The 17,457-nt window shown below is 74.3% G+C and carries 15 protein-coding genes and 2 pseudogenes; 2 read left to right on the top strand and 15 right to left on the bottom strand.

What is annotated here, in order from left to right; translation table 11 throughout:
• The first annotated feature begins 43 nt into the window (after positions 1–43).
• Positions 44–508, top strand: a complete 465-nt coding sequence (locus NPS70_RS12895; protein WP_256524333.1) for a Rieske (2Fe-2S) protein — start codon at positions 44–46, stop codon at positions 506–508.
• A gap of 67 nt (positions 509–575) precedes the next feature.
• On the opposite strand, the pseudogene NPS70_RS28885 reads toward NPS70_RS12895, so the two are convergent.
• Positions 576–947 (bottom strand): annotated as a pseudogene (locus NPS70_RS28885) (lipase); the annotation flags it as partial.
• Positions 948–1,000: 53 nt separating this feature from the next.
• On the opposite strand from NPS70_RS28885, the pseudogene NPS70_RS12885 reads away from it, so the two are divergent.
• A pseudogene (locus NPS70_RS12885) lies at positions 1,001–1,746 on the top strand (DNA polymerase beta superfamily protein).
• Here the strand turns inward: NPS70_RS12885 and NPS70_RS12880 are convergent.
• From NPS70_RS12880 to NPS70_RS12815, 14 genes are all read right to left on the bottom strand, one after another.
• Positions 1,696–2,463, bottom strand: coding sequence for a DNA polymerase beta superfamily protein (locus NPS70_RS12880; protein WP_256524332.1), 768 nt, complete (start codon positions 2,461–2,463; stop codon positions 1,696–1,698). The pseudogene NPS70_RS12885 and the gene NPS70_RS12880 overlap by 51 nt on opposite strands.
• Before the next feature lie 3 nt (positions 2,464–2,466).
• On the bottom strand, positions 2,467–3,513 hold the full coding sequence (locus NPS70_RS12875; RefSeq protein ID WP_256524331.1) for an ADP-ribosylglycohydrolase family protein: 1,047 nt from the start codon (positions 3,511–3,513) through the stop codon (positions 2,467–2,469).
• Positions 3,510–4,229, bottom strand: coding sequence for an NUDIX domain-containing protein (locus NPS70_RS12870; protein ID WP_256524330.1), 720 nt, complete (start codon positions 4,227–4,229; stop codon positions 3,510–3,512). Before NPS70_RS12870 ends, NPS70_RS12875 begins: the two co-directional genes overlap by 4 nt.
• Positions 4,229–5,320: an AAA family ATPase gene (locus NPS70_RS12865; RefSeq protein ID WP_256524329.1), complete on the bottom strand. Its 1,092-nt coding sequence runs from the start codon at positions 5,318–5,320 to the stop codon at positions 4,229–4,231. Before NPS70_RS12865 ends, NPS70_RS12870 begins: the two co-directional genes overlap by 1 nt.
• Positions 5,317–5,973, bottom strand: coding sequence for a nicotinamide riboside transporter PnuC (gene pnuC, locus NPS70_RS12860; RefSeq protein WP_256524328.1), 657 nt, complete (start codon positions 5,971–5,973; stop codon positions 5,317–5,319). The genes NPS70_RS12865 and pnuC overlap by 4 nt, the downstream gene beginning before the upstream one ends.
• Positions 5,974–6,130: 157 nt before the next feature.
• The gene (locus NPS70_RS12855; RefSeq protein WP_305885816.1) at positions 6,131–7,237 is read right to left on the bottom strand and encodes a pseudouridine synthase; all 1,107 of its coding nucleotides are present in this window, start codon (positions 7,235–7,237) and stop codon (positions 6,131–6,133) included.
• Complete coding sequence (gene scpB, locus NPS70_RS12850) at positions 7,237–7,845, bottom strand: SMC-Scp complex subunit ScpB (protein ID WP_256524326.1); 609 nt, start codon at positions 7,843–7,845, stop codon at positions 7,237–7,239. The genes NPS70_RS12855 and scpB overlap by 1 nt, the downstream gene beginning before the upstream one ends.
• The gene (locus NPS70_RS12845; protein ID WP_256524325.1) at positions 7,842–8,963 is read right to left on the bottom strand and encodes a ScpA family protein; all 1,122 of its coding nucleotides are present in this window, start codon (positions 8,961–8,963) and stop codon (positions 7,842–7,844) included. The genes scpB and NPS70_RS12845 overlap by 4 nt, the downstream gene beginning before the upstream one ends.
• 103 nt (positions 8,964–9,066) lie before the next feature.
• On the bottom strand, positions 9,067–9,627 hold the full coding sequence (locus NPS70_RS12840; RefSeq protein ID WP_256524324.1) for a hypothetical protein: 561 nt from the start codon (positions 9,625–9,627) through the stop codon (positions 9,067–9,069).
• Positions 9,612–10,655, bottom strand: a complete 1,044-nt coding sequence (locus tag NPS70_RS12835; protein ID WP_308315009.1) for a ParA family protein — start codon at positions 10,653–10,655, stop codon at positions 9,612–9,614. Before NPS70_RS12835 ends, NPS70_RS12840 begins: the two co-directional genes overlap by 16 nt.
• Before the next feature lie 470 nt (positions 10,656–11,125).
• Positions 11,126–12,250, bottom strand: a complete 1,125-nt coding sequence (ald, locus tag NPS70_RS12830; protein ID WP_256524323.1) for an alanine dehydrogenase — start codon at positions 12,248–12,250, stop codon at positions 11,126–11,128.
• Between the two features lie 138 nt (positions 12,251–12,388).
• Positions 12,389–14,476: a tetratricopeptide repeat protein gene (locus NPS70_RS12825; RefSeq protein ID WP_374211992.1), complete on the bottom strand. Its 2,088-nt coding sequence runs from the start codon at positions 14,474–14,476 to the stop codon at positions 12,389–12,391.
• 209 nt (positions 14,477–14,685) lie between these two features.
• Complete coding sequence (locus NPS70_RS12820; protein WP_256524322.1) at positions 14,686–15,312, bottom strand: NUDIX hydrolase; 627 nt, start codon at positions 15,310–15,312, stop codon at positions 14,686–14,688.
• Positions 15,313–15,400: 88 nt separating this feature from the next.
• Entirely contained in the window at positions 15,401–17,053 is a 1,653-nt protein-coding gene (locus NPS70_RS12815) for a CTP synthase (protein ID WP_374211991.1), read from the bottom strand.
• Positions 17,054–17,457 lie beyond the last annotated feature (404 nt).

Raw genomic sequence — 17,457 nt, 5'->3', positions numbered from 1 at the left:
GGATGCTCGGAGGCGGTGCAGGCGGACACGAGGGAGTCACGGCATGGGCACGCAGCGCAGAACGGTCCTGGCGGCGGGCGCGGCGGCCGCCGTCTCGCTGACGGCGGGCTGCGGGGACGGGGACGGCGGGACCCCGGAGCCCACCGCGTCCCCCACCGGGGCGCCCGCCTCCCCCACACCCTCCGACGGCGCCTCGGGCTCCGCCCCGGCGTCCCCGGCGGGCGAGGAACTCACCGCCGCCGCCGAGGTGCCGGTCGGGGGCGGAGTCGTCCTGGCGGACCAGGAGGTGGTGGTCACCCAGCCGGAGGAGGGGGAGTTCCGCGCCTTCTCGGCGATCTGCACGCACCAGGGCTGCACGGTCGCATCGGTCAGCGACGGGCTGATCGCCTGCCCCTGCCACGGCAGCAGGTTCCGTGTCGCGGACGGCTCCGTGGCGGTGGGTCCGGCGACCCGGCCGCTGCCGCCGAAGCAGATCGCGGTCTCCGGCGGCTCCGTCCGGCTGGTCTGAGCGGCCCGCCCGGGGCGGCTTCGCACGGCGCCGGGGGGGTCCGGCCGGTCAGGAACCGCCCGGGGCGAAGGGGCCCGGGGGGGGCGAAGCGCTCCCCGATGAGCCGGTGGGTCGCCGCGTCCGGGTGCAGGCCGTCCGGCAGCGGCAGCTCCCCGGCGTCGGCGGGCCCGTACAGCTCCCTCCCGTCCAGCAGGTGCGGACGCGGGTCCGCCCCGGCCCGCCCGGCGACGATCCGGGCAAGTTCCCGGCGGATGACGGAGAGGGTGAGCTTGCCCGAGGCACGCTCGGCAGGGTCGCTCCGCGCCCGGAACACCGGTCGCCCCTCGCCCAGCGCGGCCGGGACGGGGGCTCGGACCGGGCGTGTCCTCGTGGAGGGGGCACAGGAGCGGGGAGACGACCGGCAGGGGTGCCGTCGGTGCTTCTCGCGGATGGTGTCGAGGCAGGTCACGGGCCGGCTCCCGGCCGCGCGGCGGGGCGGCGTAGCCTCGGGCCGTGAACACCGCGTCCCCTCCCGGCCCGCAGGACCCCGCAGCCCTCGTGCTCGACCACACCGTGTACGCCTGTGTGACGGGATCGCGGGCCTTCGGGCTGGCCACCGAGGACAGCGACACGGACCGCCGCGGTGTGTTCCTCGCTCCGGCCCCGCTGTACTGGGCGTTCGACAAGCCGCCCACGCATGTCGAGGGACCGGCCGAGGAGCAGTTCTCCTGGGAGCTGGAGCGCTTCCTGTCGCTGGCGCTGCGCGCCAACCCGAACGTGCTGGAGTGCCTCCACTCCCCCCTCGTCGAGCACGTCGACGACATCGGGCGCGAACTGCTCCTCCTGCGCGGGGCCTTCCTCTCCCGGCAGGCGCACGCCACCTTCGTCCGCTACGCGCACGGGCAGCGCCGGAAGCTGGAGGCGGATCTGCGCACCCGCGGCGCGCCCCGCTGGAAGCACGCCATGCACCTGGTGCGGCTCCTCGCGTCCTGCCGGGACCTGCTGCGCACCGGCAGGCTGGTGGTCGAGGTGGGCGAGGAGCGGGAGGCGCTGCTCGCGGTCAGGCGGGGCGAGGTCCCCTGGGAGCGGGTGGCCGCCTGGATGGCCGGCTGGCCGACGAGGCGGACGCGGCCCTGTCCGGCACCCCGCTGCCCGCGGAGCCCGATCGGGCCCGGGTCGAGGACTTCCTCTTCCGGGCCCGGCGCGCCTCAGCCGAGTCGTACGCGGACCAGCAGGTCGTGCAGCGCCGCTCCGGCTGAGGGCTGCCCGGGGAGGCGGGTCGCGGCCTGCGCCGCGTCGAGCACGGTGTGCAGGCGCTCGACCTCGGACCGGACCGCCTCGGTGTCCAGGCCCGCCTCCACCACGCCGTGCTCGGCCCCCTCCTTGGCGGCGATCAGCTCGGGCAGGCGCTCGGGCGCCTCGGCGACCTCGCCGTGGAGGGTGGGCAGATGGGCCTCCACCCGGCCGCTGCGCAGGAGGTGGATGCCGGTGAGCAGGGCGCGGTAGGTGTAGAGCAGCGGCTTGAGCTCCCCCGTCCTGCCGAACAGGCGCCACTGGGTGGTGGCGAACCCCCGGTAGTGGTGGGCGTGGTGGGAGGTCAGCACGCCGGGGGCGTGGGAGGCGAGTTCCCGGTGCGTCTCGCCGGTGCGGACGACGAGCGGGGAGAGCAGCTGCTCCAGCACGTAGCCGTTCCGCCGCAGCAGCAGCCGGACGAACTTGCGCAGGTCGTGGGTGACCAGGTCGAGTTCGGTGTCGTCGGCGTCCCGCATGGCGGTGCGGGTCTCCTCCGGCTCGCGCAGGCCGACGAGGTCGGCGGCGGGCAGGAGGTGCGCGCCGCGCAGGTCCACGTCGGAGTCCCGGGAGGGGAAGCCGTACAGGTGGGCCCCCGAGACGGTCGCGAAGACCAGCGGATGGGGCTGTTCGGCGGTGACGGCGGAGAGGTCGGCGTGGACTCCGGCGCGGCGCAGCGCGGTCATCGCTCAAGCGTCCCAGAGCGCTCCGAGCTCCAGGAGTTCGGGCCGGTACTCGATCCGAGCGGCCCAGTCGGCGGGCCAGGCGTCCGCGCCCAGGTGGGCGCCCGCGAAGGCACCCGCGAGGGCGGCGATCGAGTCGGAGTCGCCGCGTGTGCAGGCCGCACGGCGCAGGACGGTGAGCGGCTCCCCGGGGAACATCAGGAAGCACAGCAGCGCCGTCGCCAGCGCCTCCTCGGCGATCCAGCCGTCGCCGGTGGACAGGCAGGGGTCCGCTTCCGGATCCGGTGCGCGCAGCGCGGCCTCGAGGCGGTCCAGGACGGCCAGGCACTCGTCCCAGCCGCGGGCGATGAAGGCCCCCGGGGAGGGGTCGGCGGTGGCGTGCCGCCACAGGTCGCCGAGCCAGCGCTCGTGGTAGCGGGTGCGCGCCTCCAGGGCGTAGGAGCGGAGCAGGGCGACCAGGCCGGAGGGGTCCTCGCCCCGGGCGAGCAGGTGGACGGCCCGCGCCGTCAGGTCGCTCGCCGCCAGCGCGGTGGGGTGCCCGTGGGTGAGGGCGGACTGGAGCTGGGCGGCGCCCGCGCGCTGCCCGTCGTCGAGGCCGGGGGCCAGGCCGACGGGGGCCACCCGCATGTTGGCGCCGCACCCCTTGGACCCGGTCTGGCTCGCCTGCTGCCAGGGCGCGTCCCCGTCGAGCAGGCGGCAGGCGACCAGGCAGGTCCGCCCGGGGGCGCGGTTGTTGTCCGGGGAGTGGTACCAGTCGACGAACTCCTCGCGCACCGGGCGGACCAGCCGCGAGCCGACGAGCAGGCCCCGGGACATGGCCGTGCGCAGCCCGCGGCCGAGGGCCAGGGTCATCTGGGTGTCGTCGGTGACGTGGGCGGGTGTGGGCAGGGGCATCCCGCGCCAGGGTCCCCAGGTCGCGAGGATGCGGGGGACGTCGCTGAACTCGGTGGGGAAGCCGAGGGCGTCCCCGAGCGCCAGTCCGAGCAGCGCGCCGGTGGCGGCCCGCTTCCCGGGCGGGGTGGAGGCGTCGCGGGCGGGTGCGGTGAGGGTCATCGGGGCCGTCCTTCCGGGCGCAGCAGCGGAGGGTGGAGCGAGCGGGCGGGGCCCGCCGTGTACAGGGCCGCGGGCTTGCCCCGGGCGCCGGTGCGCCGGGGGCCGCCGGCCACCGGTTCGACGAAGCCGGGCGTCGCGAGCACCTTGCGGCGGAAGTTGGGCCGGTCCAGGGCCACGCCCCAGACGGTCTCGTAGACCTGCCGGAGTTCGCCGAGGGTGAAGGCGGCCGGGCAGAAGGCGGTCGCCAGGCAGGTGTACTCCAGCTTGGCGCCGATGCGTTCGTGGGCGTCCGCGAGGATGCGGTCGTGGTCGAAGGCGAGGGGCGAGGCCTCGTCGCGCGGGGTCCAGCGGGCCCGGGCCGCGTCGCCGCCGCCCCGGGGTTCGGGGAGGTCGGGCAGCAGGGCGGTGAAGGCGACGGAGACGACGCGCATCCGCGGGTCGCGGTCGGGGTCGCTGTAGGTGCGCAGCTGCTCCAGGTGGAGCCCCTCGGTGGTGTCGCAGGACAGCCCGGTCTCCTCCGCGAGCTCCCGGCGGGCGGCCTGCTCGGCGGCCTCGTGGGGCAGCAGGAAGCCGCCGGGCAGGGCCCAGCGGCCCCTGTGGGGGTCCTGGCCCCGCTCGACGAGGAGGACGTGCAGCCGCATGGCGCGGACGGTGAAGACGGCGAGGTCCACGGTCACGGCGAACGGCGGGAAGGCGGAGGGGTCGTAGCCCTGCATCAGCGGCCCCCGGGAGCGGGCGGGGCCTGGGCGGGCAGCGGGTCGGCGAAGGTCAGCCCCTCGCGCAGGCAGGCGTCGACCGCCTCGACGGCCGCGGCCAGCCGCTGCTCGTGCGGGCCGGTGACCTCCACGAAGGGGCGGCCGGTGCGCCGGAGTCCGTCGCGGAAGCGCTCGGTCATCCAGGGGCGCAGGTGCTCGCCGTCGCGCAGGCCGTCGTCCTCGAAGGGGACCCCGGTGTGGTCGGTGAGGATCCACAGGTGCTGGGTGCGGGGTTCGGGTTCGCCCGGGTAGGGGGTACCGAGGTAGCGCTCGTGCCAGACCGTGGTCGCGAACGCGTCGGTGTCGCAGACGAGGAGGGGCGAGCCGTCCCGGGCCGCGGCCTCCTCCCGGGCCGCCTGCTCCCGGGCGATCAGGGGGAACTCCCCTGAGGCGAAGGCGACCTCGGAGAAGTCGGCCTCCGGTCGCCGGGCCCGGAGCTCGGCGAGCCGCAGCTCGCTGTGGGCGCGGCCGTACTCGGCGACCCACCGGGTGCGGCCCCAGACCCCGCCGCGGGCGCGGTAGTGCTCGGCGAGGGCCGTGGAGAGCGTGGTGGTACCGGTGGACTCCGCGCCGAGGACGACGACGCGGCGGGTCAGCGCGGCGCGCACGGGCGCGGCGAGGAAGTCCCAGCAGCCGGCCGCGTCGCGGCGCACGGCGGTGCCGGAGACCGGGAAGGCCGCACGGTCCGGGTCGACGCACACGTGGACCGCGCCGAGGCGCCGGGCGAGTTCGTCGCCGTACTCCTCGGAGGTGTAGACCGCGTCGACCGGTTCGGGCACGGCCGTGGTGAAGACCGACATGTGTGCGTCCCACACGGCCTCGTCGTACAGGTCGACGGGGTGGTCGTCGACGGCGCCGACCACCCGCACCCCGGGGTGGACCTCGCGCATCCAGGCGACCCGGTCGGCGAGCGGGACGCTCTCCACGGAGGCGGCGCAGACCAGCACGGTGAGCCGCTCGCAGCGGGCCGCGGCGGTGCGGACGAGGTGGTGGTGGCCCGCGTGCGGCGGATAGAACTTGCCGAGCACCAGTCCGTGTCCGTGGCGGCTCATGCGGCGGCCTCCAGGGCCGGGCGGGCGTCGCCCGCGGCGAGGTCGCGCCGCCAGTTCCGCAGCCCGGCCAGGCACAGGGTCAGGAAGCCCGCGTACAGCAGTGAGGTCAGGTAGAGCTCCTTGTGGGCGTAGAGCGGGATGTAGACCACGTCGGCCGCGATCCACAGCCACCAGGACTCCACCAGCTTCCGGCACTGCCCGTACGTCGCGGCCAGGGACAGCACGGTGGTCAGGGCGTCCCAGAAGGGCACGGTGGAGTCCGTGGCCCGGGCCAGCAGCAGGGTGAGCGCCGTGGTCCCCACCGCCCCCGCCGCGAGCAGCGCGAGCCACTCGGTGCGCGTGGTGCGCCGCACCGGCAGCCGGTCGGAGCCTGGTCCACCCCCGTGGGTCCAGGTCCACCAGCCGTAGGCGGCGAGGGCGATGAAGACGATCTGGAGGCCGGCGTCGGCGTAGAGCCCGGCCTGGGTGAAGAGCACGAGGAACAGCAGGGTGTTGGCGATGCCGACGGGCCAGTTGGCGACGTGCTGCCGGGCCACCAGCCAGACGCACAGCGCACCGCTGCCGAAGCCGAGGACCTCGACCCAGGCGACGGGCGTGCCGAGCAGCGTGAAGAGCGGCTGCTGGAGAAGGCGGAGCAGGTCCGCGGGATTCATCCCGACCCCCTTAAAAGTCAGTGTGACTATAAAAGTTTCCGCCGCTCCGCACAAGGAGGTTCGGTCAGCGGCCCCGGGGGCGCGACGCAAGGAGCCCGCGACCCCGAGGGGGTCGCGGGCTCCTGCGAGTGCGGGCGGGAAGGCCTCCCGTACCGTCCTAGAGGCCGACCTCCTTCATCAGCATCCCGACCTCGGTGTTGGTCAGGCGGCGCAGCCAGCCGGACTTCTGGTCGCCGAGCGAGATCGGCCCGAAGGCCGTGCGCACCAGGCGTTCCACCGGGAAGCCCGCCTCGGCGAGCATCCGGCGCACGATGTGCTTGCGGCCCTCGTGGAGGACGACCTCGACCAGGTAGTTCTTCCCGGTCTGCTCGACCACGCGGAAGTGGTCGGCGCGGGCGTAGCCGTCCTCCAGCTGGATGCCGTCCTTCAGGCGCCGGCCCACCTCGCGCGGCAGGGGGCCCTGGACGGCGGCGAGGTAGGTCTTCTTCACGCCGTACCGGGGGTGCGTGAGGCGGTGGGCGAGCTCTCCGTGGTTGGTGAGCAGGATGATGCCCTCGGTCTCCGTGTCGAGCCGGCCCACGTGGAACAGGCGGGTCTCGCGGTTGGTGACGTAGTCGCCCAGGCACTGGCGGCCGTCCGGGTCCTCCATCGTGGAGACCACCCCGGCGGGCTTGTTCAGCGCGAAGAAGAGGTAGGACTGCGTGGCCACGGTGAGGCCGTCGACCTTGATCTCGTCCTTCTCCGGGTCCACGCGCACACCCTGCTCCACGACGATCTCGCCGTTGACCTCCACGCGGCCCGCGTCGATGAGCTCCTCGCAGGCGCGGCGGGAGCCCATGCCCGCCCGGGCGAGCACCTTCTGCAGCCGCTCGCCCTCCTGGTCGCCGAAGGTCTTCGGCGTCTTGATCACGGGCTTGCCGGCGTAGCGCTCCCGGTTGCGCTCCTCGGTACGGGCGTCGTACTCGCGGGAGCGGGCCGGGGCCGTACGGCCGCCGCCGCGCTGGGGCGACTGCCGCGGGCCTCCCTTGGCACCGCCGCGCGCCGCGCCGCCGCGGCCCTTGCGGGCCTCGGGGGCGTCCCCCACGTCGTAGCGGCGCTCCTCGGGACGGGGCCTGCGCGGCCTGCTCCCGCCCTGCCGCTCGTCGCGGCCGTTGCCGGCGCCGCGGTAGTTGCCGCGCCCCCCGCCGCTGCTGCCGCGGCCGCCGCTGTTGCCACCACGGCTCCCGCCGTTGTTTCCGCTGCTGTTCCTGCCGCTGCTTCGCATCACAGTTCCGTCTTTGTGTCGTCTGCGTCCATGCGATCCGGCTCGTCCGGATCGAACGACGGGACCGCCTCCTGCGACTCCGCCTCGACCGCGTCCGCCTCGGGGAGGAAGGGCGCGAGCTCCGGCAGCTCGTCCAGGCCGCGCAGGCCCAGCCGCTCCAGGAAGTAGTTCGTCGTCCTGTACAGGATCGCACCTGTTTCGGGTTCCGTGCCCGCCTCCTCCACCAGGCCCCGCTGGAGGAGGGTGCGCATCACGCCGTCGCAGTTCACGCCGCGGACCGCCGAGACCCGCGAGCGGCTGACCGGCTGCCGGTAGGCGACGACCGCCAGGGTCTCCAGGGCGGCCTGGGTCAGCCGGGCCTGCCGGCCGTCGAGGACGAAGCGCTCGACCGCGGCCGCGTGCTCGGGCCGGCTGTAGAAGCGCCATCCACCGGCGACGAGTCGCAGCTCGAAGCCCCGGCCCTGCACGGTGTACTCGTCGGCCAGCTCGCGCAGCGCGTCCGCCACGGCCCGGCGGGGCTGCTCCAGGACCTGGGCGAGGTGCTCTACGGTCGCGGGCTCGTCCACGACCATCAGCACGGCCTCCAGCGCGGGCTTGAGCTCGCTCACGGCTTCTCCTCCACGGCTCGGTCGAACTCGTCGGTGACCGCGACCCCCTCGCCCGCCTCGGGCGACCAGGTCACGGTCAGCTCCCCCAGCGCCTCGGGCTGCTCCAGGGTGAGCGCCTTCTCCCGGTAGAGCTCCAGCAGGGCGAGGAACCGCGCGACCACGGTCAGGGTGTCCCCGACGCCCTCGGTCAGCTCCCGGAAGGTGGCGGTGCCGCGCTCGCGGAGCAGGGCGACGAGGACCGCCGCCTGCTCGCGGACGCTGACCAGCGGCGCGTGGATGTGGTCCACGTACACCTGCGGCGCGGGCCTGGGCAGCATGGCCTTGACCGCCAGCCGGGCGAAGCCCTCGGCTCCGATGCCGATGACCACCTCGGGGAGCAGTGCGGCGTGGTGGGGCTCCAGCCCGACGGTGCGGGGGTGGCGGCGCGCCTCGCCCTCCAGCCGCTCCTCCAGGATGCGGGCGATCTCCTTGTAGGCGCGGTACTGCAGCAGCCGGGCGAAGAGCAGGTCGCGCGCCTCCAGGAGTGCGAGGTCCGCCTCGTCCTCCACCTCGGCGGCGGGCAGCAGCCGCGCGGCCTTCAGGTCGAGGAGGGTGGCGGCGACGACCAGGAACTCGGTGGTCTGGTCGAGGTCCCAGTCGGGCCCCATGGCCCGGATATGGGCCATGAACTCGTCGGTGACCTGCGAGAGGGCGACCTCGGTGACGTCCAGCCGGTGCTTGGCGATCAACTGGAGCAGCAGGTCGAAGGGGCCTTCGAAGTTCGCCAGCCGGACGGTGAACCGGCCCTCGGGGCCCGTGCCGCCGGCCGCCTCGTGCGCCGCGGCGCCCGGGCCGGCCGGCCCAGGGGCGCCGGGGGCCTGCGGCGGGGCCGCGGAGGCGGCCACGGGCGCCGAGGGCCCGGGGGGAGGCGGGACGGCGGTTCCGGCCGGTTCCGCGTCCCGGACGGCGGCCTCGCCGACGGGGGCCGCGTCGGGCGCGTCCTGGACGGCGGCGGGCCCGGCGTCCGACGGACGTGCGGGCCCGGGCGCCTGCGCCCCGGTGGCGTCGGCCGCGCCCGGTCCCCGTCCGAGCGCACGGCGGTGGCGCGGCGTACGGGGGGAGTCGTCGGTCGGAGGCATGGCGGTCCAGGGGAGCGGCGCAGGCGGGGCAGCCGCAGGCTACCGCGCGCACCGCCTCACCGGCCGCGCAGGCGCCTCACGAGGACGCTCGCGTCGCAGGGCCTCACCGGCCGCGCAGGCGCCTCACGAGGATGCTCGCGTCGCCCCGCTGCTCCAGGTCCGCCAGCACCACGGCCACCGCCTCGCGGACGATGCGTCCGCGGTCGACGGCGAGCCCGTGCTCGCCGCGCAGGACCAGCCGCGCGTGCTCCAGGTCCATCAGTTCCTCGGCGGAGACGTAGACGGTGATCTTCTCGTCGTGGCGCTCGCGCCCGCTGGGGCGGCGGTTGACCCCGCGGCCCCGCCGCCGGGGCGCCGCCGCGGCCTCCGCGGCGGCGGGCGCCCGGCGGGTCCGGGGCGCTCCGGCGGAGGGAGCCGCCGGGGTTCCCGCCTGGTCGGCGGCCTCACCCCGGCTGCGCTGCTCCCCGGCGGTCTCGGCGTCGGCGGCGGTGTGCTCGCGGGCGCCCTCGGGAGTCTGGCCCTGGGCCGGGTCGCCCTCCCCGGCCGGGGCGGGCACCCGGGGCTCACCGGCGGCCTGCTTGCGCGGGCCGGACGCCTGGAGCGGCATGCCACCGGTCGTACGGAACAGCTCGTCGGCTCCGGGCAGACTCACTCGGCGTGACACCGGGCGAGCACCTCCCTGGCGAGCTGGCGGTAGGCGGCGGCGCCGACGGAGTTGGAGGCGTAGGTGGTGATCGGCTCACCGGCGACCGTGGTCTCCGGGAAGCGCACGGTCCGGCCGATGACCGTGTGGTAGACGTGCTCGTCGAACGCCTCCACGACCCGGGCCAGCACCTCGCGGCTGTGCACGGTGCGCGAGTCGTACATGGTGGCGAGGATCCCGTCGAGCTCCAGCTCGGGGTTGAGCCGCTCCTGGACCTTCTCGATGGTCTCGGTGAGCAGGGCGACGCCGCGCAGGGCGAAGAACTCGCACTCCAGCGGGACGATGACCTTGTGAGCCGCCGTCAGGGCGTTCACCGTCAGCAGGCCGAGCGAGGGCTGACAGTCGATCACGATGTAGTCGTAGTCGGCCAGCAGGGGCTTGAGGGCGCGCTGGAGCGTGGACTCGCGGGCGACCTCGCTCACCAGCTGCACCTCGGCGGCGGAGAGGTCGATGTTGCTCGGCAGCAGGTCCATGTTGGGCACGGCGGTCTTCAGCAGGACCTCGTCCGCCGACATCCCCCGCTCCATCAGGAGGTTGTAGACGGTGAGGTCGAGCTCCATCGGGTTCACCCCGAGGCCCACGGACAGGGCGCCCTGCGGGTCGAAGTCGACGAGCAGCACCCGGCGGCCGTACTCGGCGAGCGCGGCCCCCAGGTTGATGGTCGACGTGGTCTTGCCGACGCCGCCCTTCTGGTTGCACATCGCGATGATCTTCGCGGGGCCGTGGTCGGTCAGCGGGCCCGGGATCGGGAAGTACGGCAGGGGCCGTCCGGTGGGGCCGATGCGCTCACGGCGCTGGCGCGCGGCGTCGGGCGCCAGGGTGGCCGCGTACTCGGGATCGGGCTCGTACTCGGCGTCGGGGTCGTAGAAGTGCCCTTCGGGGACTTCCTCGTAGGCGGCGAAGTGGGTGGACTCTCGGCCACTCTCGTTGCCGGCCATGGCGTTCACGTGTGGGCCGTCCATCGTCTTCATCGTGTGGGGTGTCGTCATGTGCGTCGTGTGCCGGTGGGGCGCGGAGGGGCGGACGGCGACGGAGCCGACGGCGCCGAGGGCGGTCTGCGGGTCCTGTCCCGCACCCGTTCCTGGGTGACCGCCCTCCGGAGTAATTGTCGACTCATTCACAAGTCGTCTTACCTCCTTGGACGTGACCAGGAAACTTATCGATAGGTCAGCGTGGCACCATGCCGACGGTTTGCGACTCTATGGCGTGTCACCGGTCCGCAGCAACACAATCCGCCGGACCCGGCCCGATGTGTCGGCAACTCCACCCCGCCCTGTCAAGGGCGCGCGCCCCTCCGTACGCGCCCCGATGCGCCCGTTTCAGGGGGGAGCGAAACGGTTAAAGGGTTACGTTCGGCGCGAGTTGAGACCGCCGGGCGGGGCGGGGCGGAACGCGTCCGGCCGGACCCTGGCGAGCAAGGTCCGGCCGGACACGTGATGTTGACGACGTCGGTTGACCGTCAGCCGAGGAGCGAGGCGAGTTCGACGCCCTCCAGGCCGTGGGCCTCCGCGACCTCCTGGTAAACGACCTTGCCGTCATGGGTGTTGAGGCCCTTGGCGAGCGCGGCGTCCCGGCGCAGCGCCTCGACCCAGCCGTTGTTCGCCAGCGACACGATGTACGGGAGCGTGGCGTTGGTGAGGGCGTAGGTGGAGGTGTTGGGGACCGCGCCGGGCATGTTGGCGACGCAGTAGAAGACCGAGCCGTGAACCGGGAAGGTCGGCTCGGCGTGGGTGGTCGGACGGGAGTCCTCGAAGCAGCCGCCCTGGTCGATCGCGATGTCGACAAGGACACTTCCGGGCTTCATCTTGGCGACCAGCTCGTTGGTGACCAGCTTCGGGGCCTTGGCGCCCGGGATGAGCACGGCGCCGATGACGAGGTCGGCCTCGACGACGGCCTTCTCCAGCTCGAAGGCGTTGGAGACCACGGTCTGCACCTTGGTGCCGAAGACCTTGTCGGCCTCGCGGAGCTTGTTGACGTCCTTGTCGAGCAGGGTCACGTGGAAGCCCATGCCGACGGCGATCTGGGTGGCGCTCCAGCCGGAGACACCGCCGCCGATGACCACGGCGCGGCCGGCGTGGGTGCCGGGGACGCCGCCGGGCAGCACGCCGCGGCCGCCCGCGGAGCGCATCAGGTGGTAGGCGCCGACCTGCGGAGCCAGGCGGCCCGCCACCTCGGACATCGGGGCGAGCAGCGGCAGGGCGCGGTTCGCGGTCTCGACCGTCTCGTAGGCGATCGCGGTGGTGCCGGAGGCCAGCAGGGCGTCCGTGCACTCGCGGGAGGCGGCGAGGTGCAGGTAGGTGAAGAGCGTCTGGTCCTTGCGGAGGCGGTGGTACTCCTCCGCGATGGGCTCCTTGACCTTCAGCAGCAGGTCCGCGGCGGCCCAGACCTCGTCGGCGGTCGGCAGGATCTGCGCACCGGCGGCGACGAACTCCGCGTCCGTGATCGAGGAGCCCTCACCGGCCCCCTGCTCGATGACGACCTGGTGGCCGTGGCGCACGAGCTCGTGCACACCGGCGGGGGTGATGGCCACCCGGAACTCGTTGTTCTTGACCTCGCGGGGGATGCCGACCTTCACGTCGATCACGGTCCTTGGCTCAGAGGGAAAAGTACGGTCAATGCCATGGATACCCAGACGCACCTGGGCGCACCGGGACACACCACGCGAACACGCGGCATCGACCAGTCTAATGAAGGACTTCCCGCTGTCTAGCCTTGCAAAGCATCAATCTTCTTCAGAACCACCACGGATTTCGTAGGCGGAACTGGGCTCTCCGAGGAGTCTTTCCGCAGCGTGACGGTGCAGTTGCGCAGCCGAGGGGTCCCCGAGCCGGTCCAGGGTGTCGGCCAGCCGCAGCTGGAGTGCGGCCTGCAGGCGGCCGTCGCCCGCCTGCCGCGCCCACTCGACGGCCTCCCGGCAGGTCCGCACGCACTCCTCGGGGCGGCCCGCGTACTCCTGTACCCGGGCCATCTCGCTGAGCGCCCGCGCCCGGCCCGGCACGTCGCCGAGCCTGCGGTAGCCCGCCACGGCCGCCCGCCAGCTGCGCAGCGCCTCCCCGTAGCGGCCCGCGTACGTCTGCACACTGCCGAGCCTGCCGTACAGCCGGGCCTCGTCCTCCCGCTCCCCGCGGGCCTGCCGCTGGGCCAGGGCCCTGCCGTACCAGTCGGCGGCCCGCTGCCAGTCCTCCCGCTCCTGGTGGGCCCCGCCCACCGACTCCATGGCACGCCCGGTGGCATAGGCGTCCCCGGCGAGCCGCCCCGCGTCCAGCGCGGCCCGGTAGCGGGCCAGCGCCTGCTCGACACGGCCGGTCCGGGCGTCCAGGTCGCCCAGGTTGAGCAGGGCGGCGGCGCGCTCGCGGTGGAGCCCGCGACGCTCGGCGACGTCCAGGACGAGGTGGTGCAGCCCGTACAGGTCGGGGGCCGCCGCCTCGGTGCCCCGGTGCGCTGCCAGAGCTCTGACCAGCGCGGACACCAGGCGTCGGGCGAGGGTGTCCAGTCCGCCGTCGTCGACGGCCAGCCGGGCGGAGGCCAGCAGGGCGGGGCGTGCCGCGGAGAGCCAGGCGGCCGCCTCGGGCACGGAGGCGAAGCGCAGCGCGCGCGGCAGGGCGGCGAGCTTGCGGCGGGCCGGGCTGCCCTCGGGTTCGGTGACCGCACGGCAGGCCTGGAGCCTGCGGACGGTGCGTTCCAGCATCCGCGCCCGGGCCAGCTGCACCTCGGCGGGGCGGTCCACCGCCTCCGACTCGGCCCGCAGCAGCCCGGCCAGGCAGCCCGGCACCTCGTACCCCCCCTCGGCCACGTGCAGCAGACCGAGGCGGACGAGGTCGTCGAGGGTGGTGCGGGCGGCGGAGACGGTGCAGCCGGCCAGCGCGGAGGCGGTGTGGGCGTCGACGCGTCCGGCGGGGGCGAGGGCCAGCAGCCGCAGTATCCGCGCGGCGGGGGCCGGGAGCGAGGTGTAGGCGAGGCGGAAGGCGCGGGTCAGCGGCCGGGTGGTCGGCGGCTGCGTGCCGTCCTCGGGGACCGCGCGCAGGTGGCGGACCGCGTCGGCCACCGAGGCCGCGGGACGGGCCGCGAGCCAGCCGCCGACCAGCGCCAGCGCCGCCGGCTGGCCGCCGCACTCCTCGGCCACGGCCTCGGCGGCCTGCGGGTCGACCGTGACGCGCACCTCGCCGGTGTGCAGGGTGAGCAGTTCGATGGCGGACTTGGCGTCCATGCCCCCGAGGGTGCAGGGCCGTACGCCGCTGACACCGGTCAGGGGCCCCTGCGCGACGGCGAGGACGAGGACGCCGGGCGCGTCGGGGATCAGCAGGTCCACGTCCTCGGCACGGAGGGCGTCGTCGACCAGGAGCAGCGCCCGACGGCCGGCCAGGGCTCCGCGGACGGCCTCGGTGAGCTCGTCGTCACCGGCTCCGGGAGACGGCGCGATCCCGAGCTCCTCCAGCAGGCCGCGGGCGGCCTCCTCCAGGGGGACCGGGCGTCCGCCGGGCTCGGTCAGCCGGACGCGAAACACCCCGTCCGGGTAGCGGTCGGCGACGTCCCGGACGAGCTCCTCCGCGAGTGACGTGCGCCCCGAGCCCGGGCGTCCGGCGATCAGCAGCACCCGGGCGCGGCCCGCGGCGCGGCCGGCGAGGGTGTCGAGTCCGGCCCGCTCGATGTCCGCGTGCAGCGATTTCAGCTCGCGCTGCCTGCCGAGGAAGGCGCCCGGCCGCCGAGGCGGGGGCGCCGGGTCACCGGCCGCCCGCGTACCGCCGGTGCCGGTCCGGACGGGCTCCTCCGTCCGGTCGGGGCCGATCGAGTCAAGCGCCTGATCCGCCACGGGCCACGCTCCAGTCCGTCCGCGCACGAGCCGAGCCCGCCGGGGCTCCGTACGGGCGATGGAGGCGAGCCTAGTTGACCGGCGGGGGCCTTCCCGGTGGCGCGGGCGGGGCGGACGGCCACTCCGCCCGATCGGATCAACCGATGGTCACATCACCTGGCTTGCGCGGCCGTCGCGGCGGTGGCGGGCGGTGCCCCGGGGCACCGCCCTCACGCCTCGAAGGGCCTCGCCGGCCAGGGGGCGTCCGCGGGGCGCAGCGCCTGCACACCCTCCCCGGCCAGGGCGGCGGTCAGAGAGAGCACGCCGACCACGAGGCAGGTGTTGTGCAGGTCCCCCGCGAGCGCCCCGCGCACCAGCTCCGCGAGCGGCACCCGCGCCAGCTCCATGTCGGCCTCCTCGTCGGAGACCTCGAAGCGCTCGCCCTCGGCCTCCGAGAGCCCCCGGGCCAGGAAGATGCGCACCGCCTCGTCGCACCCGCCGGGGGTGGTGTAGACGTCGGTCAGCACCCGCCAGTCCTCGGCCTTGACGTGGGCCTCCTCGTACAGCTCCCGCTGTGCGGCGTGCAGCGGGTTCTCGCCGGGGACGTCCAGCAGGCCCGCCGGGATCTCCCACAGCCGGTGCCGTACCGGGTGCCGGTACTGGCGCAGCACCAGGACCCGGTCCCGCGCGTCCAGGGCGACCACGGCGACCGACCCGGGGTGGACCTGGTAGTCGCGGGTGGCGACCGTGCCGTCGGGCATGACGACGCGGTCCGTGCGGACGCTCGTCTTGGCACCGCGGAACGGCGTTCCGGTCTCGTTGACCGGCCACTCCTCGGGGGTGTCCTTCAGGGGCATCGGTGCGTCCTTCCACCAGCGCGCGGAAACGGGAAGACCGGGGTGCGCACCCTGGGCGCGCACCCCGGCCAACGGTATCCCGGGAAGATCAGCTCCCGGCGCGGCGGCGTTCCACCGCGGCCTTCACCAGCCCGGCGAAGAGCGGGTGGGGGCGGGTGGGACGGGACCGCAGCTCCGGGTGGGCCTGGGTGGCCACCAGGTAGGGGTGCACGTCGCGCGGGTACTCGACGTACTCGACCAGCTTGTTGTCCGGGGAGGTGCCGGAGAAGCGGAGGCCCGCCTTCTTCTCCAGCTCCGCGCGGTAGGCGTTGTTCACCTCGTAGCGGTGGCGGTGGCGCTCCTCCACGTAGGGCTGGTCGTCGTAGACCTCGCGGACGATCGAGCCCTCGGCGAGCTTGGCCGGGTAGAGGCCGAGCCGCATGGTGCCGCCCAGGTCACCCGCACCCTCCACGTAGGCCAGCTGCTCCTCCATGGTGGAGATCACCGGGTGGGCGGTGGCCGCGTCGAACTCGGTGGAGTTGGCGTCCGGGATCTCGGCCAGGTTGCGGGCGGCCTCGATGACGATGCACTGGAGTCCGAGGCAGAGGCCCAGCAGCGGCACCCCGTGCTCGCGGGCCCAGCGGATCGCCCCGACCTTGCCGTCCACCCCGCGCTCGCCGAAGCCGCCCGGGATGACGATCGCGTCGACGTCGGCGAGCTGCTTCTCCGCCCCCGCCTGCGTCTTGCAGTCGTCCGAGGTGACCCACTTGACCTTGACCCGGGCCCGGTTGGCGAAGCCGCCGGCCCGCATCGCCTCGGTGACCGAGAGATAGGCGTCCGGGAGGTCGATGTACTTCCCGACGAGGGCGACCGTGACCTCGTGCTCCGGCTGGTGCACCCGCTCCAGCAGGTCGTCCCACACCGTCCAGTCGACGTCCCGGAAGGGCAGGTCCAGCTTGCGCACCACATAGGCGTCGAGGCCCTCGGTGTGCAGGACCTTGGGGATGTCGTAGATCGACTTGGCGTCGATGGCGGCGACCACGGCGGCCTCGTCCACGTCGCACATCAGCGAGATCTTGCGCTTGATCGCGGTGGGCACGTCGCGGTCGGCGCGCAGCACGATGGCGTCCGGCTGGATGCCGATGTTCCGCAGCGCGGCGACCGAGTGCTGGGTCGGCTTGGTCTTCAGCTCGCCCGAGGGCCCGATGTAGGGGAGCAGGGAGATGTGCACCACGAAGACGTTGTCCCGGCCCACCTCGTGGCGGACCTGGCGGACGGTCTCCAGGAACGGGAGCGACTCGATGTCGCCGACCGTCCCGCCGACCTCCGTGATGACGACGTCCACGTCGTCGGTGGCCATCCGGCGGATGCGGGACTTGATCTCGTTGGTGATGTGCGGGATGACCTGCACGGTGTCGCCCAGGTACTCGCCGCGGCGCTCCTTGGCGATCACCTGCGAGTACACCTGGCCGGTGGTGACGTTCGCCGAGCCGTCCAGGTCCACGTCGAGGAAGCGCTCGTAGTGGCCGATGTCCAGGTCGGTCTCGGCTCCGTCGTTGGTGACGAACACCTCGCCGTGCTGGAACGGGTTCATGGTGCCCGGGTCCACGTTGAGGTAGGGGTCGAGCTTCTGCATCGTGACCCGCAGGCCCCGGGCCTTGAGCAGCGCGCCGAGGCTGGAGGCCGTCAGGCCCTTGCCGAGGGAGGAGGCGACACCCCCGGTGACGAAGATGTGCTTGGTCGTCATGGATTTGGGCGGCATCGCCAAGAGGGGGCTCCCGTGGTCGCGTGGTGGTGTGCGTACCGGCGTCCGACCCGGTGCGGGAGGTGCCGTCGCTGCGGTGTCGGCGGCTTCCGAAGCTGGAGTCGGCCACCGGTCCACGGGGTACCAGGGTATCAGCGGTACGGGACGGCTGCTTCCGGCCGCTTCCCTGGCCGGAAGCAGCCGTCCCGTAGCCGGGTGCGGACGGCGGTCCGCCCTTCGCCCCCGCGGCCCCGGCCCGGAACCGGGGGGCGAAGGGTACGCGGACCGTCCGCCGCGCCGCGGCGCCCGCTCGACCGTTCGGCGCAATCTCGTTGCCGGGACACCTGCGCGGAGGCCGCCCCCGCGTCGTATCCTGCTCGGACACTCGCTGCCGAGCAGGGCGGGCGACGGCGTACCCAGCC

Origin of the sequence: Streptomyces sp. C10-9-1, assembly GCF_024497955.1 — a bacterium.
GTDB classification, from domain to species: Bacteria; Actinomycetota; Actinomycetes; order Streptomycetales; family Streptomycetaceae; genus Streptomyces; species Streptomyces sanyensis.
Note: the sequence above shows the minus strand (reverse complement) of the source record. Positions and strands in the feature narration are given on the sequence as shown.